At 68.6% G+C, this 16484-nt stretch carries 15 protein-coding genes and 1 riboswitch; of the genes, 10 read left to right on the top strand and 5 right to left on the bottom strand.

Annotated elements, in window-relative coordinates; all coding sequences use genetic code 11:
- Positions 1-107: 107 nt before the first annotated feature.
- From ETU37_RS21570 to ETU37_RS23905, 10 genes are all read left to right on the top strand, one after another.
- Positions 108-1907, top strand: coding sequence for an AMP-dependent synthetase/ligase (locus ETU37_RS21570; RefSeq protein WP_129989388.1), 1800 nt, complete (start codon positions 108-110; stop codon positions 1905-1907).
- Between the two features lie 163 nt (positions 1908-2070).
- Positions 2071-2799, top strand: a complete 729-nt coding sequence (gene cpaB / locus ETU37_RS21565) for a Flp pilus assembly protein CpaB (protein WP_129989387.1) — start codon at positions 2071-2073, stop codon at positions 2797-2799.
- Between the two features lie 6 nt (positions 2800-2805).
- Positions 2806-3996, top strand: coding sequence for a CpaE/TadZ family protein (locus ETU37_RS21560; protein WP_129989386.1), 1191 nt, complete (start codon positions 2806-2808; stop codon positions 3994-3996).
- A gap of 5 nt (positions 3997-4001) precedes the next feature.
- Positions 4002-5399 carry a TadA family conjugal transfer-associated ATPase gene (locus ETU37_RS21555; RefSeq protein WP_129989385.1) on the top strand — a complete coding sequence of 466 codons (1398 nt, stop codon included), beginning with the start codon at positions 4002-4004 and terminating at the stop codon, positions 5397-5399.
- Between the two features lie 50 nt (positions 5400-5449).
- Complete coding sequence (locus ETU37_RS21550) at positions 5450-7351, top strand: type II secretion system F family protein (RefSeq protein WP_129989384.1); 1902 nt, start codon at positions 5450-5452, stop codon at positions 7349-7351.
- A 2-nt stretch (positions 7352-7353) separates the two neighbouring features.
- Complete coding sequence (locus ETU37_RS21545; protein WP_129989383.1) at positions 7354-8298, top strand: type II secretion system F family protein; 945 nt, start codon at positions 7354-7356, stop codon at positions 8296-8298.
- A complete protein-coding gene (locus tag ETU37_RS21540; RefSeq protein ID WP_129989382.1) occupies positions 8295-9863 on the top strand; it encodes a sensor histidine kinase in 1569 nt (522 codons plus the stop codon). The genes ETU37_RS21545 and ETU37_RS21540 overlap by 4 nt, the downstream gene beginning before the upstream one ends.
- Before the next feature lie 27 nt (positions 9864-9890).
- A complete protein-coding gene (locus tag ETU37_RS21535) occupies positions 9891-10535 on the top strand; it encodes a response regulator transcription factor (protein WP_129989381.1) in 645 nt (214 codons plus the stop codon).
- A gap of 176 nt (positions 10536-10711) precedes the next feature.
- Positions 10712-10909 (top strand): Flp family type IVb pilin, encoded by a 198-nt coding sequence (locus ETU37_RS21530; protein WP_129989380.1) that lies wholly within the window; start codon positions 10712-10714, stop codon positions 10907-10909.
- 84 nt (positions 10910-10993) lie between these two features.
- Positions 10994-11173, top strand: a complete 180-nt coding sequence (locus ETU37_RS23905; protein WP_129989379.1) for a Flp family type IVb pilin — start codon at positions 10994-10996, stop codon at positions 11171-11173.
- Between the two features lie 6 nt (positions 11174-11179).
- On the opposite strand, the gene ETU37_RS21520 is transcribed toward ETU37_RS23905, so the two are convergent.
- From ETU37_RS21520 to ETU37_RS21500, 5 genes are all read right to left on the bottom strand, one after another.
- A complete protein-coding gene (locus ETU37_RS21520; RefSeq protein ID WP_129989378.1) occupies positions 11180-12289 on the bottom strand; it encodes a glycosyltransferase family 4 protein in 1110 nt (369 codons plus the stop codon).
- Positions 12286-13551, bottom strand: a complete 1266-nt coding sequence (locus ETU37_RS21515; protein WP_240755880.1) for a M48 family metallopeptidase — start codon at positions 13549-13551, stop codon at positions 12286-12288. Before ETU37_RS21515 ends, ETU37_RS21520 begins: the two co-directional genes overlap by 4 nt.
- Positions 13552-13597: 46 nt before the next feature.
- The gene (locus ETU37_RS21510) at positions 13598-14935 is read right to left on the bottom strand and encodes a hypothetical protein (RefSeq protein WP_129989376.1); all 1338 of its coding nucleotides are present in this window, start codon (positions 14933-14935) and stop codon (positions 13598-13600) included.
- On the bottom strand, positions 14916-15893 hold the full coding sequence (locus ETU37_RS21505; RefSeq protein ID WP_240755879.1) for a C40 family peptidase: 978 nt from the start codon (positions 15891-15893) through the stop codon (positions 14916-14918). Before ETU37_RS21505 ends, ETU37_RS21510 begins: the two co-directional genes overlap by 20 nt.
- A gap of 12 nt (positions 15894-15905) precedes the next feature.
- Positions 15906-16059: riboswitch (cyclic di-AMP (ydaO/yuaA leader) on the bottom strand.
- 192 nt (positions 16060-16251) lie between these two features.
- Complete coding sequence (locus ETU37_RS21500; protein WP_129989375.1) at positions 16252-16458, bottom strand: hypothetical protein; 207 nt, start codon at positions 16456-16458, stop codon at positions 16252-16254.
- Positions 16459-16484: the final 26 nt, after the last annotated feature.

Below are 16484 nucleotides of genomic sequence, written 5' to 3'. Positions count from 1 at the left end.
CTCGATTTCGTGGGCGTCGGAACATGCGGAGCGTAGCCGATGGCGTGCCGACGGCAGGCCAGCCGGTAGCGTCGCCCTCGCAGACCGACGTCACCCGGAGGACAGGCGTGCGCGAGTACTCCACCCCGCTCACCACAGAGCTCCCTTCCACGGGCAACCTCACGGACGACGTGGTCGGCCGGGCCCACGCGGCACCCGAGTCTGTCGCCTTCAGCGTCGCCCGGGACGGCGGCTGGCAGGACGTGACCGCCGCCCAGTTCCTGGACCAGGTGCGCGGCGTCGCGAAGGGGCTGATGGCCGCCGGCGTCGAGGCCGGCGAGCGAGTCGCGCTGATCTCACGCACCCGCTACGAGTGGACCCTTCTCGACTACGCCATCTGGTTCGCAGGTGCGGTGACGGTGCCCGTCTACGAGACGTCCTCGGTGGAGCAGGTCGCCTGGATCCTCGAGGACTCGGGCGCCGTCGCGGTCGTCACCGAGACCGCCGCGCACGCCGACCGGGTCGACCAGGCACGCGACGGTGCCGGCTGGTCCGAGCAGGTTCACGACCTGTGGACCCTCGACAAGGGCGCGGTCGACGCGCTCGTGCGCCGGGGCGAGTCCGTCCCCGACGCAGACCTGGAGTCCCGCCGTACGACGGCCGGTCCCGGTGACGCCGCCACGTTGATCTACACCTCGGGCACGACCGGACGCCCCAAGGGCTGCGTTTTGTCCCACGGAAACTTCCAGTTCGAGCTCGGCGTGGCCCTCGACGGGTTGCCCGAGCTCTTCGAGGGCGACGACGCCGCCACCCTCCTGTTCCTCCCGCTGGCACACGTGTTCGCCCGCGTCATCCAGGTCGGCTGCGTCAGGGCGGGCGTCCGGCTGGGACACACCGCAGGCATCACGTCGCTGGTCGACGACCTCGGCGCCTTCCAGCCGACCTTCGTCCTCGCAGTCCCCCGCGTCTTCGAGAAGGTGTTCAACACCGCCTCGCAGCGAGCCGTGGTCGACGGTCGTGGAGGGGTCTTCGACCGGGCCGCACGCACCGCCATCGCCTACAGCCAGTCGCTCGACCGCGGCCGCACCAGCCCGGTCCTGCGCGCGCGACACCTGCTCTTCGACCGGCTGGTCTACGCACGGCTCCGGGCCGCGTTGGGAGGGCGGTGTCGGTTCGCAGTGTCGGGCGGTGCCCCACTGGGCGAGCGGCTCGGACACTTCTTCCGAGGCGTCGGCATCACCGTCCTGGAGGGCTATGGGCTCACCGAGACGACAGCGGCGATCTCCGTCAACCGTCCCGCAGCCCAGCGGATCGGCACCGTCGGCCAGCCCCTCGGGGGTACGACGATCCGCGTGGCCGACGACGGCGAGCTGCTCGTCCGCGGCGGCCAGGTGATGAGCCGCTACTGGCACGACGAGGACGCCACCCGCGAGGTCACCACCGCCGAGGGATGGCTGCGCACCGGCGACCTGGGCGAGATCGACGACGAAGGATTCGTCCGGGTGACCGGTCGGAAGAAGGAGATCCTGGTGACCGCGGGCGGAAAGAACGTCGCCCCGGCCCCGCTCGAGGACCGCGTCCGCGCGCACCACCTGGTCAGCCAGTGCATGGTCGTGGGCGACGGGCGGCCCTTCATCGCCGCGCTGGTGACCCTCGACCCGGACGCCGTTCGGACCTGGGCCGGCCACCGAGGCAAGCCCACGTCGCCCGCAGCGCTGGTCGACGACCCGGACCTGCTGGCCGAGGTACAGCAGGCCGTCGACGAGGCCAACGAGCTGGTCTCTCAGGCCGAGTCGATCCGGAAGTTCCGGGTGCTGGCCACCGACTGGACCGAGGAGGAGGGCCACCTGACGCCCAGTCTGAAACTCCGGCGGACCCATGTGAGCCGGCTCGTGCGCGACGAGATCGACCGCTTGTACCCGGCGTGACCACGCGCGTCAGCCGAACGGACAGTCTGGGGGTGATTTAGGCGATTTCCAGGACGACGGCCGGGGTTTGTAGAACCCTTAACCGTGAGGCTGTTGGGAGCAGCCTCATCGCACGCTCCGGAGCCACCTGGAGCGGCCGCAGCTCGAGTAGACAGGTCGAAGCATGGGACGCAGGACAGTACTCCTGATCGTGGCGGCGCTCATCGCCGCTCTCGGAAGCACGATGGTGTTTCTGTACGTCCGGGGCGCGGACAACCGCGCCAAGGAGGCCCAGGCGCCGGTCCAGGTGCTGAAGGCGATCGCCCAGATCAACCCGGGCGAGACGCTCGACGCCGCCCAGGCCGCCGGCAAGCTCGAGCTGGGCGAGGTGCCCCGCGAGCAGGTCCTCCCGGGGGCTGTGAACAGCATCGAGACCCTCGGCGCCCAGGTGGCGCTGTCGCCGGTCTACCCCAACGAGCAGATCATCACGGCGAAGTTCGGATCCCCCGGCGACCAGGACACCCTGACGCTGCCCGACGGCAAGATCGCGATCTCGGTCACCCTGTCCGACACCGGGCGTGTGGCCGGCTTCGTGGTGCCCGGCGACAAGGTCGCCATCTTCATGAACGGCGACATCGGCAGCGGCCAGACGGGCGTGCGCCTGCTCCAGCCCGAGATCGAGGTCGTCGCCGTCGGTGCGACCACGGTGGTCTCGACGACGACCACCAACACCGAGGGTGCGCAGACGACCGAGCAGCTCCCCAAGACGCTGTTCACGCTCGCCGTCGACCAGGACCAGGCCGAGCAGATCATGCTCGCCAGCACCACCGGCGAGCTCTCCTTCGGCTACCTCAACGACAAGTCCGAGGTCCAGGCCGGCCCGGGTACGACCTCCGCCAACCTCTTCCGGTGATCGCCGATGCCGATCATCGTTGAGAGCAACTCCGGCAGTGCGGAGCTGTTCACCTCCGTCACCGGCAGCTCCTCACGCGTCGTCGACAACCTCGACGAGCTGAAGAAGACCCTGAGCGCGACCCCGGACGAGTTCGCCATCGTGCTGGGTCCCGGCGTGGACCTCGAGGCCGCTGCGTCGCTCGCCGACATGCTGCGCGTGACCCGTCCCTCGACGAGCGTCATCCTGATCCGGCGTCGCGTGGACACCAGCGTGCTGGCCGAGGCGCTGCGCTCCGGCATGCGCGAGGTGGTCGAGGAGCGCGATCTCACCGGCCTGGGTGCCGCCGTCGGCCGCGCCAAGCAGGTCTGGACCGCGCTCAACGGACCGGGCCAGACGGAGTCCAACGGCCCGGTCGGTCAGCTGATCACCGTGTTCTCCCCCAAGGGAGGGGTGGGCAAGACGACGCTGGCCGTGAACCTCGGCATCGCACTCGCCGACAAGGGCAGCAAGAGCGTCTGTGTCGTCGACCTCGACCTCGGGTTCGGCGACATCGCCATCACCCTGCAGCTGATCCCGGCGCGCACGATGGCCGATGCCGTGCACTTCGAGAGCGGCCTGGACTTCAGCGTGCTCGAGCCGCTGCTGACGCCGCACGGCAGTGGGATCTCGGCGCTCGTCGCCCCGGTCCAGCCGGACGCCAAGGACTCGATCCCGGCTGTGCTGGTCGGCCGGATCCTCAGCATGCTCAAGGCCAACTTCGACTTCGTCGTGGTCGACACCGCGCCGACGTTCGACGAGTTCGTGCTCAGCGCGTTCGACGAGACCGACGAGCTGCTGCTGGTCACCACGCTCGACGTACCGACGCTGAAGAACGTCAAGATCGCCGTCGAGACCCTCGACCTGCTCAACTTCCCGAAGAGCCGGCGCCATCTTGTGCTCAACCGGGCGGACGACAAGGTCGGCCTCTCGGCCGAGGAGGTCGAGAGCACCCTCGCCATGAAGATCGAGGTCGCGATCCCGACCTCTTCGCAGGTGGCCAACGCGACCAACTCGGGGGAGCCGATCACCTCGGCGCTGCCCAAGCACCCGGTCAGCCAGGCCGTGACCCGGCTGGCTCAGTCCTTCGAGCAGAAGGCCGAAGAGACCCCCGCCAGCGCCCCCAAGTCTCGTGCGGCAGCTCCCAAGCGTGGGCTGCTCCGACGGAACAGTAGGTAGTAGACATGAGCAGTCTCGCCGACCGCCTCGCCGCGGCATCACGTGACCGGACCAGCTCGGGCTCGGGCCAGACGGACGCCCTCCCCGCAAAAGCAGGGACCGACCGCACCACGACAACCACCCGGCAGGAGGACGAGTTCCGCGACCTCAAGGCCACGGTCCACAACCGCCTGCTGCAGCAGCTCGGTCCCAAGCTGTACGACGCGGACCTGACGCAGTCCGAGCTCGAGCGCATGGTGCGCAGCGCGCTCCAGGACGCCATGCAGGACGAGGACGTGCTGATCACGCCGGCCGACCGCACCCGGATCGCGCAGGAGATCGCCGACGACATCCTGGGCTACGGCCCCATCGAGCCCTTCCTGCGCGACCCCGACCTCACCGAGGTCATGGTCAACGGCCCGGACAGCATCTGGATCGAGCGCTCCGGCAAGCTGCACAAGGTCGAGGGCGCGTTCGGCGACGAGGCCCACCTCCGGCGCACGATCGACAAGATCGTGTCGAGGATCGGCCGACGCGTGGACGAGTCCAGCCCGATGGTCGACGCCCGCCTCCCCGACGGTAGCCGCGTGAACGCCGTCATCCCGCCGCTGGCGATCGACGGCTCGCTGCTCACCATCCGTAAGTTCTCCGCCGACCCGTACACCTCCGACGACCTCGTGGCGTTCGGCACCTACTCGCAGCGCACCGCGGACTTCCTGGCTGCCTGCGTCAAGGGCCGGCTCAACGTCATCGTGTCGGGCTCGACCGGCGCCGGCAAGACGACGACGCTCAACGTCCTCTCGTCGTTCATCCCGACCGACGAGCGCATCGTCACCATCGAGGACGCCGCCGAGCTCCAGCTCCACCAGGACCACGTGCTGCGTCTCGAGTCCCGCCCGGCGAACATCGAGGGCAAGGGTGCGATCGACATCCGCGACCTGGTCAAGAACTCGCTGCGCATGCGCCCCGACCGCATCGTCGTCGGCGAGGTCCGCGACTCCGCCGCCCTCGACATGCTGCAGGCCATGAACACCGGCCACGACGGCTCGATCTGTACGGTCCACTCCAACGGCCCACGCGACACTCTCGCCCGCATCGAGACCATGGTGCTGATGGCCGGCATGGACCTGCCGATCCGCGCCATCCGCGAGCAGGTCGCCTCAGCCGTCGACCTGATCGTCCACCAGAGCCGCCTGCGGGACGGCTCGCGCCGCATCACCCACGTCACCGAGGTGGAGCGCATGGAGGGTGACGTGATCACCCTCCAGGACATCTTCCTCTACGACCACTCGATGGGCTTCGACGAGAACGGACGCAGCCTCGGACGCCTCCGCGCGACGGGGCTCCGCCCCAAGTTCATCGACAAGCTGGCCCACGAGAACGTCAAGGTCGACCCGATGCTCTTCGCGATGGACGGGATCTGACCGTGACCACACCTCCCCAGCCGGCTCGGCGCTGGCGGACGCGCGCGAGCGTGGCGCTGCTGCTGGCGACGCCGCTGCTCCTGACCGGACCGGCAGCGCACGCAGCCGACGGCAGCATCGACCACGTCGAGCCGGGCGACGGCTCGTTCCAGGTGCTCTTCTCGTTGCCGGGTGCCGGCGCGGTCGAGCCCGACCTGGACTCGGTGTCCGTGTCCCTGGACGGGGAAGTGCTGCCTGCGACCGCCGAGCCCGCCGACGAGGCCGAGGCCGTCGAGCGCACCACGATCCTGGCGATGGACGTCAGCTCCAGCATGCGGAAGGACAACCGGTTCGGCGAGGCGCAGACCGCGGCAAAGGCGTTCCTCGCCGCGGCGCCGGACGACCTGCGCGTCGGCATCGTCACGTTCGCCGGCGACGTCGAGGTGGCCCAGGAGCCGACGCTCGACCGCGAGTCCTCCGCCGCCGTCATCGACGGGCTCACCCTGTCGAACCAGACGCGCCTCTACGACGGCGTGCTCGAGTCGGTGACCGCCTCGGGTACGGAAGGCTCGCGCAGCCTGCTGGTCCTCTCCGACGGTCGCGACACCTCTGACACCCCGATCGAGCGGGTCACGTCGGCCGTGGAACTCGCTCAGGTCAAGGTCGACGTCGTCGCACTTGCCCAGTCCCCCGAGGACACCGCGCTCCTGACCCAGCTCGCCGACGCCGGCAGCGGCTCGGTCATCACCGCGGACGACCCCGAGGCACTGACCCAGGTGTTCGCCGACGAGGCCGCGGCCATCGCGAGCCAGATCCTGGTGACCGTGACCCCGCCCGAGGACTTCGCCGCCAGCGAGGGCACGCTCGCCGTCGCGGTCGATGCGGGGGGCGAGGCCTACACCGACTCCGCGTTCGTGACGGTTGCCAGCGCAGCCGCTACGCCGCCAGGTCCGGACCCCACTCAGCTCAAGGCCGTCGAGCCGTCCGGTTTCGAGATCCCGCGAGTCTGGATGTACGGCGGGCTCGTGGCCGCGGCTCTCGGCGTGATCATCCTCATCGTGGGCGCTGTCGGAGGGCTCGGCAGCGGCAAGGACACTGTTCAGGACCGGATCGCGGCCTACACGCGCAAGGGTTCGCGCAAGTTGTCCGCGCCCGCTCCCGAGTCCCAGAGCGTCGCCGCGCAGGCCGTCGGCGTGGCCACGAAGGTCGTGGAGAGGAATGCGAACCTGGAGTCCGCCCTCGGTCAACGACTCGAGGCCGCCGGTATGTCCATCAAGCCCGCGGAATGGCTGCTCACCCACGCCGGCATCGCCTTCGCAGTGGGACTGCTCGGTCTTCTTCTCAGCAGTGGCAACTTCCTTATCGCCGTGATCGGTCTGGCCTTCGGGAGCGCGTTGCCCTGGCTGTTCCTCTCGTTCAAGAGGAGTCGTCGGGTCAAGGCGTTCAAAGCACAGCTGGCAGACACTCTTCAACTGATGGCTGGAAGCCTTTCGGCCGGTCTCTCGCTCGCCCAATCAGTCGATACCGTGGTGCGCGAAGGCAGCGATCCCATGGGCACAGAGTTCCGTCGCGCACTCGTCGAGGCTCGTCTCGGTGTCGAGATCGAAGACGCGCTCGAGGGGGTTGGCGAACGGATGGAAAGCGTCGACTTCAGATGGGTCGTCATGGCGATCCGCATCCAACGCGAAGTCGGTGGCAACCTGGCTGAGCTTCTCACGAGCGTGGCCGAAACCATCCGCGAGCGCGAGTACCTCGAGCGACAGGTTTTGGCGCTGTCCGCAGAGGGCCGTCTGTCGGTCTGGATCCTGGGTGGACTTCCACCGGGTTTCATGCTGTACCTGCTGGTCGCCAACCCCGAGTACCTGCATCCGTTGATCAGCACACCAATCGGCTACATCATGCTGGGTGGCATGGCAGTACTCCTTGTTGCTGGAGTCTTCTGGATGAAGAAGCTCGTCAAGGTGGAGGTTTAGACGTGGAGCTCGCAACCATTTTGATGGTCGGCGGCATCGCCGGGATCTTCCTTTCCATCATGATCTCTCTCACGGCCGTCGGCGTCTTCGACAACGAGGCACGCGGGGTCAGCAAGTCCCTGTCAGTGATGGAGGCGTACTCGGCCGCTCCGCCGGAGTTGCGCAAGGAGCTGGACCCGTCCTTCAACGATCGGGTCCTGACACCACTGTTGGATCGAGCGTTGACCATCGGCAAGAAGTTGACGCCGGCAGATCACTACGAACGCATCCGCTTGAAGCTCGAAGTCGCGGGTAATCCGCCCGGTTGGACGGTTGACCGGGTGATCTCCCTCAAGTTCATCGGGTTCGCGGCCGCCCTCGTCCTGAGTCTTCTCTTCGCGATGGTATTCGGGCTCGGGATCGCGCCAATGCTCGCGATCTGTGTCATTGCCGCGCTCATCGGCTACACGGCGCCCAACTTGTACCTCTACCAGAAGGGCTACGACCGCACGAAGGCAATCCAGAAGGCGATGCCGGACGCCCTGGACCTGCTCACCATCTCGGTCGAGTCAGGTCTCGGCTTCGACGCTGCCTTGTCCCACGTGGCGCGCAACACCGAAGGTCCTCTCGCCGGGGAGTTCGCCCGAGTTCTGCAGGAGATGCAGATCGGCCTCGGCCGCGGCGCCGCCCTTCGCGCCCTCGGCGACCGGACTCACGTTCCCGAGCTGAAGGGATTCGTCTCGGCGATGGTGCAGGCGGATGCCCTCGGCATCCCCATCGCTCAAGTGCTACGCGTCCAGGCTCGTGAGATTCGCACGAAACGGCGGCAGCGAGCTGAGGAGCAGGCCCAGAAGGTCGCGGTCAAGATCCTCGTTCCCCTCATCTTCTGCATCCTCCCGTGTCTGTTCATCGCCGTGCTCGGGCCCGCGGCCATCGGCATCTTCGAGGCGTTCTCGGGCAGGCTGTGATCCGTACCGCGCGCTTCGGGACCGCGGCACGCGCCTTCGGCGTTGCGGCCATCCTCGGGATGGCATTGGCGTTCCTCGACAAGGTCGCGCTACAAGGCACCCTGATGTTGGCGGCCGTCGCGGCCACCGCGATCGCCGCTGATATCTCCTCACGCCTGCCCGACTGGTGGGTCGTCGTGGTGGAAGCGGCACTCACGTCCCTCGTGATCGGGCTCGTCTTGCCGCAGGGAGTCGTGCTACTGCCCTACTTGGTGGTCCCGGCGCTACTCGCGGGGCATCTGAGCGGCGCGTTCCGCGTGTTTGTCGTCATGAGCGTCGAGGTGTTGGCGCTTCTAGCCGTCCTACTCGTGGCAGGCATGCTCGAGGAGTCGGCCGATCTGGCCGAGATCGTGGGTCCGTGGCTGCTGACGGCCCTGGGCGTCGGGTTGGTGAGCGCTCGACTGCGCGTGCTGCGGGGCGGCGCCCCCACGGAATCCGATGAGAGCTACGAGGCGGCCCGTCGGCTGCTGTCGCAGCTGCGCACCGTGGCCAGGCGCCTGTCCTCCGGCCTGGACACCGTCACCATGTCGAGCCACCTGCTGGCCAGCGTGCATCAGCACCTCGACGACACGCACGCGGCCGTGTTCGTCCGAACTGATGGTGGCATCCTGGCTCCTCTCGGCTTCCGCGGCACGTCGGCTCGCGAGGCCTTGAAGCCTGAGGGTTATCTGATCGACAAGTGCTGGACGGAGATGGAGCCGGCGTACGACATCCAGGCTTCCGGGCTCGCCAACCGGCGCCACCGCATCGTGCTACCACTCCGGGTTGGATCTCGGATGATCGGCGTTGTCGTGCTGGATCGTCCGTCAGCTCCCGTCCCCAAGGCGGTCCATGACCTCATGCGGGAGGTTGACGAGCACGCATTGCGGCTCGACGCCGCGCTGGCCTTCGATGAGATCCGGTCGATCGCCACGATGGAGGAGCGGCATCGTCTCGCGCGAGAGATTCATGACGGTGTGGCTCAGGAGATCGCGTCGCTCGGCTACGTCGTCGACGACCTGACCGCGAACGCGACGAGTGACACGCAGCGGAAGAAGCTGAACGCCCTACGAGGCGAACTCACGCGCGTGGTGAGCGAGCTCCGGCTCTCGATCTTCGACCTGCGGACCGAAGTGTCCGCCGGGCTCGGGTCGGCGCTGTCCGACTACGTGCGCGAGGTCGGGGCCCGGTCCGGGCTGACGGTCCACTTGACCCTCGACGTCGCCCCAGTCCGACTACGGGGCGAGGTCGAGACGGAGCTGTTCCGTATCGCCCAGGAGGCGATCACCAACGCGCGCAAGCACTCCTCCGCCACCAACCTCTGGGTTGACTGCCGCATCCAGCCGCCGATGGCGCAGATCAGTGTGCGCGACGATGGATCAGGCCTCGGAGTGGGCCGCGAAGACTCCTATGGCATCAAGATCATGCGCGAGCGGGCAGACCGGATCGGTGCGCGGCTCGACATCTCCGAGAACGCGTTCGTCGGTATCGCGCCTGGCACCAGCGTCACCGTTACAGTAGGCGCCGAGGAACCGGCTCTCGCCTGAGCCGGGCCCCGGGAGGAGAACGACTTCATGACGACCCCGCACACGGTGGTGTTGGTCGACGACCACGAGTTGATCCGCCAGGGTCTGGCCCATGCCTTCGACCGTCATGATGACTTCGCCGTCGTCGGCGAGGCCGGGTCCGTTTCTGAAGGACACCGGTTGGTCAACGACCTCAAGCCCACGGTCGTCGTGACGGATGTCCGTCTCCCTGACGGGACCGGCCTCGACCTCGTCCGCGAGTTGCGCAAGACCGACGATGAGGTGGGAATCGTCGTCCTCACCATGTATGCGGGCGACGAACAGCTCTTCGAGGCCCTTGAGGCCGGCGCCTCGGCGTTCGTCGCCAAGGATGCCCCCTCCGACGACGTCGTCGCGGCGGCGCGGCACGCCACGGTGTCTCCTCGGTCCTTCACTGCCGCCAATCTTGCAGACGCGATGCGCCGGCGCATGACCCCCTCCGGACCGCAGCTCTCGCCGCGCGAGGCGGAGGTCCTGCGGCTGCTGGCCGAGGGCCTGGGTGTTGCCGCCATCGCGCGTCAGCTCTTCGTGAGTGAGTCGACCGCGAAGACGCACATCTCGAAGATCTACGAGAAGCTCGGAGCGGCCAACCGGGCCCAGGCGATCATGAATGCCATACGAGCAGGTCTCCTGTCAGACGATTCGCCTGTTTGATTCCGAAACGGGAAAAAATGGTCCACTCGGGCCATCTCCCTGCCGCGAGCGATCCTCCAACTGGACGCCACAACGGGACCGTTCTCCCGATGGAGAACCGGCGTGAAAGCGCCGATGCTTGTTGATGTCAGGAGTCCGCGGTGGCCTCCTCATTCGCAAACCTTGGGAGTACCAACATGCAGCAGCTCATCGAGCGCCTTTTCAACCGCAAGGACGAGGACGGCGCTTCGGCCGTCGAGTACGGCCTCCTCGTTGCCGCGATCGCGGCCCTGATCGTCCTGATCGTCTTCGCCCTGGGTGGCGTCGTGAAGGAGGTCTTCACCGACACCTGCAGCACGATCCAGGGCAGCGCCGGCACCACGGCCACCTGCTGATCGCAGCAGACAGCATGGGGTGGACGCTGAAGTAGCGTCCACCCCATTTGTCATATCGCCGCGTCACGGAGAAACGAGACTGTCATGGAAATCTCGCATCGGAAGGATGAGCGGGGTGCCTCCGCTGTCGAGTACGGCCTCCTTGTGTTCGCGATCGCAGCCGTGATCGCACTGGTGGTCTTTGCACTCGGCAACGTGGTCAGCGAGACTTACTCGGACTCGTGCAGCACCCTGGCGAGCAAGGCCTCGCCGGGCGCCTGCTAACACAGGTCAGTCCGACAGCAGGTGGCGCCAAGTGCGCACGACACTGCCCCAGTCATCTCCGGAGAGTTCGGAGACTGACTGGGGCTTTCGCCGTTCCTGCAGCAGGCCGCACAACTCAGCTGCCAATTCGCTCTCGTTGCCCCCCGAGACCACACGAGAACGCGTAAGACGAGTCGTTTCCGGAGCCCCGCCGGAGTCTCCGATCACGACCGGCAGGCCGCAGGCTTGGGCCTCCAAGAACACGATGCCGAACGCCTCCGGTTCGAAGCCCCAGCGCCTCGTACGGCACGGCATGGCGAACACGTCGCCCGCATCCGTGAAGGCGGGCACCGCATCCCAGGGGACGCTCCCGGTCAGAACGACCGAGCCCGACACGCCGCGGTCATCGACGAGGCGCTGGATCCGGCGGCGATCGGCTCCGTCGCCGACCAGCAGCAGTCGCGCGTCCGGGAAGTGACTGAGCACCGCCGGCCACGCCCGCACCAACGTGTCCTGACCCTTCCGGCGGACCATCCGGGCCGTGCAGACGACGACGGGCGCGCCGGGGGCGATTCCCAGGCGTCGGCGCACCTCAGCCCCGCCGCAACCCGGGAAGAAGCGTGACGTGTCGACGCCGGGTGAAAGCCGCTGCATCCTCGAGGCAGCCTCGTCCGACAGCGCGGGGGCGATGTGGTCGCGGCACCACTCGCTGACGTAGGTCATCACGTCGACGCTGTCGCCGATCCGCCGCAGCAGGGACCGGGCGATCGGCACCCGCGCCCACCACACCTCGTGCCCGTGTGTCAGCGCCACCTGTCGTACGGCGCCGGCGCGGCGCAGCCTCGGTGCCAGGAGGCCAAGCGGGGCGGAGGCGCCGTAGACCACCCGGTCACAACCCTCGTCGCGGAACACCTTCGACACGCGCCGTGCAACGGCCGGTGTCGGGAGCAGGATGCGCGACGGGTCGCGGTGCACGGGAAAGGCCAGGGTCCGGTCGTAGTCCTGGTCCCCCGGCATCGACGCCGTGTACACGACGACCTCGTTGGCCGGCATCCGTTCGCAGAGCGCCAGCACGAACGACTCGATTCCGCCACGACGGGTCGGGAAGTCGTTGGTGACAACCAAGACCCGGCTCACGAGCGCGCTGCCTCGAGACTCGACGGAAGTCCGGCACGTTGCAGGACCGTGGGATGGGTTCCGAACCAGAATTGGCTCCACGCCGGCGGGGTGGGGTCGCGGACCGCCTGAACCGCCAGACGGTGCTGCATCGCGATGAACGCCCCGTCCGCGCCGGTCGTCTGCAGCGACACCCGGTCGGCCCTCGCCTCGAGCGCGCGGCTCACGGAGTTGACGGCCGGGCTGGCGAGCAGGCTCCCGATCGCGACGAGGGCGAGCACGAGCGGCACCAGCCGCGCGTCGGCCGGGTCGTCGATACCGGCGCGCTCGCGAACCGCCCGAATGTCCAGCACCAGGGCCAGCGCGGCGACCCCCGCGACACCGCCGAGCGCACCGAGGATGGTGCCGACGAGAACGTCATTGTTCTTGGCGTGCGCGAGCTCGTGTGCCACGACGACGAGCGCCTCCTTTCGCGGCAGACCCTCCATGAGGGTGTCGAACACTACGATCCGGCGGGTGCCGCCGAAGCCGGAGACGTAGGCGTTGTACGTCGTCGTCCGTCGGGACGCATCCGCAACCAGGACGTCATCGACGTGCACGCCCTCCTTGTCGGCGAGCCGCAGGACGGCCGACTTGAACGCGCCGTCCGCCATCGGGGTGAACTTGTTGAACAGCGGCTCGATCACCACCGGGTAGAGCAGCGACCCGACGAATGTCAGCACCACGACTACCCCGGCACCCGCGACGTACCAGTCCCGCGGCCGGCGCCGCATCAGCGCCACCAGGATGAGCAGGAGAAGGGAGGTCACGACCGCGTCCACCAGCAGGCCGCGTCCCCAGTCGCTGAACCAGCCGGCGAGCGACTGCCGCGTGAGCCCGTAGTCCAGGTTGCGCTGCCGGAGTGCCAGGCCGAACGGCAGCGTGACCACCCGACCCACCAGCAGCACCGCCAGGGTGGCGACCGGCACGGCCAGGAACCAGCGCCTGCAACTGGTCAGCCTTGACACCAGGCGCGACCCGAGTCGCGTGAACCCGAGAGCCCCGACCACCGCGAGCGACACGGCCAGCGAGGACCAGCTGAGCAGCCGGGCCACGCGGGCGTACTCCTCGCCACGAAGGAGCTGTTCGGCCGTGAACAGCTTCCCTGCCGACATCGGGACCAGGTGCCCTCCGGGCACCCACTCCCACGGGACGAGCAACGAGGCGGCGAGGACAAGCCCCACCACGGCGAGGACGAGCATCGCAACCGCACCACGTCGGTTCAGGCGCGGCGTCGAGGTCACGCGGCACAGCCTGCCATGTCGACCTGAAGGGATCCTGGACGGCGCCTCAGACGCCGGCGAGCCCCTCGAGATAGTCGCGCCAGCTTTCCGTGAAGGCTCGCTCATCGGTGCCGAGGACGTCCCGGAACGCTGCCTTCGTGGAGCCGTCCTGGTCGGCGCGCTCGTAGAAGGCGAGCAGCTTCTTCTCGCCGTACTGCTCGGCCAACAGCCGGCAGGCCAGCCAGGCGGACTCGTACGACGCACCCAGCGTGGTGTTCTCGGTCTCGAACTCGGAAGCGCCGGGCAGGGTAGGCGGGGCGCCCTGGTCCTGCACCTGCGCGATGATCTGGCTCGCCGTGACCTCGACGGGCAGGTCGACGTGGGCGAGCGCGACGTAGTCGGCGAAGCCCTCGAGCAGCCAGGTCGGCATCGAGGACGCCGCGGCCTTGGTCGCCACGTGGGCGGCCTCGTGGCTCATCACGATCTGCGCGCCCTGCTCGCCCAGCGGACCGAAGACCGGCGGGTTGACGAAGATGTGGATCGGGCTGTCCGCCCCGCTCGACCCGTCGACGGGGGTCGTCACGGCCGCGATCGAGCTGTACGCGGTCTGCTCGGACCCGAGCGCCCGCGCGAGCTCGTCCTGGCTGCTGGGCACCTCCACGACGAGCGGGCCCTGCCACCGGGGAAAGACCTTGCGGACGTCCACGACCGCCCGGTCCGCGAGCGCGTGGTACGACGCGACGCCGCGTCCTCCCGGCCCCGCCCCCGTCGCACCCGCGGCGACCATCACCAGAGCCTGGGAGCTGCGCCGCACCGCCAGCCGCTCTAGCATCCACAGCGGTGCGGCACGCCCGTAGTCTCCGCGGGCCGTGACGAACGCGGCGCCGTCCTCGGTCCCCGCGAAGGTCATCGTGACCTCCATCCGACTGTCGCCGCCGTCGAAGCCGTCGAGGCCCCAGGACAGCGCCACGTCCCCCACCCAGGCACGCTTCCGCAAGGGCGGCGCGACACCCGCGACCGTCCGGCCGGCGTTCTCGTCGACGTACCGCATCTCGAGGTCGCGTACGCCGAGCCGCTGGACGTTGCCCTGCAGCGCGGCGAGCTCGCGGACGGCGTCGCGATCACCCGGCGCGGCCAGCGCCTCGACGTCGGCCCGGCTGCCGGTCTCGAGGGCGGTCGTGAGATCGGCCAGCAACCCGGCCGCCGCGTCCTCACGGGTGCGCGGCGCCGCCGAGTCGCCAGGACGCGGCAGAACCGCCGTCTCGGGCCGGCTCAGCACCCAGTAGGACACCGCGGCCGCGAGAACGCACAGCACGAGGCCGGTCGCCCAGCGACGTGAGCGACCGGCCTTGCGGCGACGACGAGGTGCCGGGGTGCTGGTGGGCTCAGCCAGGTCGGACTGCACCGGAGTACGGCATCGAGAACACAGGGCTGACCTGGACCCCAGTGCTGGGGTTCGCTGCGTGCACGATCTGGCCGTTGCCGATGTAGATGCCCACGTGGCTCACCGGCGAGTAGTAGAAGACGAGGTCGCCGGGCTGGAGCTGGTCCTGGGAGACCGGGCTGCCGGAACCCATCTGGGCGCCGGACGAGTGCGGCAGGCCGACGCCGGCCTGGGCCCACGCCATCATCGTGAGACCGGAGCAGTCGAAGGCGCTCGGTCCGGCGGCACCGTAGACGTAGGAGTCACCGACCTGGCCCAGCGCGTAGGACACCGCCGCGCCAGCGCGACCCGACACCGGCACGTCCGGCAGGCGCTCGGCGCTCCGGCTGACCGGGGCGGCGCGCGCCTCGAGGCGGTCGAGCAGGTCCTTGGCCTCCGCGGCCTTGTCGTCGATCTCGGCCTTCTCGTCGGCCAGCGTCTTCTTGGTGGCGGCGATCCGGTCGAGCTCGCGCTTCGCGGCGGCCTCGCGCATCTCGAGCTGCTGGGCCTGGACGGCGAAGTCGGCCATCATCTCGGACTGCTGGTCGTTGTAGCCGCTGACCGTCGCGACCTGGTCGAGGAACGCATCCGGGTCCTTGGCAAGCAGGACCTGGGTGGTCGTCGAGAGCGCCTGTCCCTGGTACTGCGACACGACCGAGGCGGCCATGTCCTGCCGGACGGACTCGAACTTGTCCCGCTGACGATCGAGGTCGGCGCGAAGCGCCGTGAGCCGCTTCTGAGCGCGCTGGAGGTTGAGCCGCGCGTCGTTGTAGCGCTCCGAGGCCTGCTCGGCCTTCTTGTACAGGGAGTCGACACGAGACTGGACGTCGTCGATGTCGGGCTCCGCGAAGGTGGGGGCAGCGACCAGCACCGAACCGCTCAGAGCGGTGATGCACAGGGTCGCCAGGACGCTGGCGGTGCGCTTCCGGCCGTTCAGCACGAGCGGTCGGTCTCCTCTTTGTCGTGACGCCTACCGGGTTAGCTGACGGGTTCGGGCGGCAAAGAGCCCTACGCGCGCACGGGTCCACAGGTAGGTAGATCCGGTTTGCGCGATTCACCCCAGGGAAGATTGGTTCCCCGGCTCCGGATTTCGACTACCCCCGGTCTGGTCCGGACTCGACGCAGCGCCTGAGCCGACCCGGTCTGGCCGACTTGTACAGGCGCTTGAGCCATTGAGGGTAAGGGGGCGACGGCACCGGGAGCAAACGGTCGTACGGCGCGTCTCCGGCGATCTGTGGATCATGTCTCGCCGTTACGCCTCAGATGTCACACAGGTCACACGAGCCACACCCGTCGTCTCAGGCACTGGCCACGTCCGGCCCGTCGAGCGGCGCGACCATCCGCAGCGGCGGCACGAGACCGGAGCCGGCGAGCACGTCGAGCGCACGGGCCTCCTCCTCGTCGAACCCGACCTCGGGTGGTGGCCCGAGCAAGACGGTGACCACGCAGTCGTGGCAGGCGAGACCACGCACCACGCAGGTGTCGCAGTCGATGTGCACGCTCATCGCGCCTCCAGGGGAAGTCTGTCGGC

The sequence above is a fragment of the Nocardioides iriomotensis genome, assembly GCF_004168035.1.
Taxonomy (GTDB): Bacteria; Actinomycetota; Actinomycetes; order Propionibacteriales; family Nocardioidaceae; genus Nocardioides_B; species Nocardioides_B iriomotensis.
This window is presented reverse-complemented; position numbering and strand designations above follow the sequence as displayed.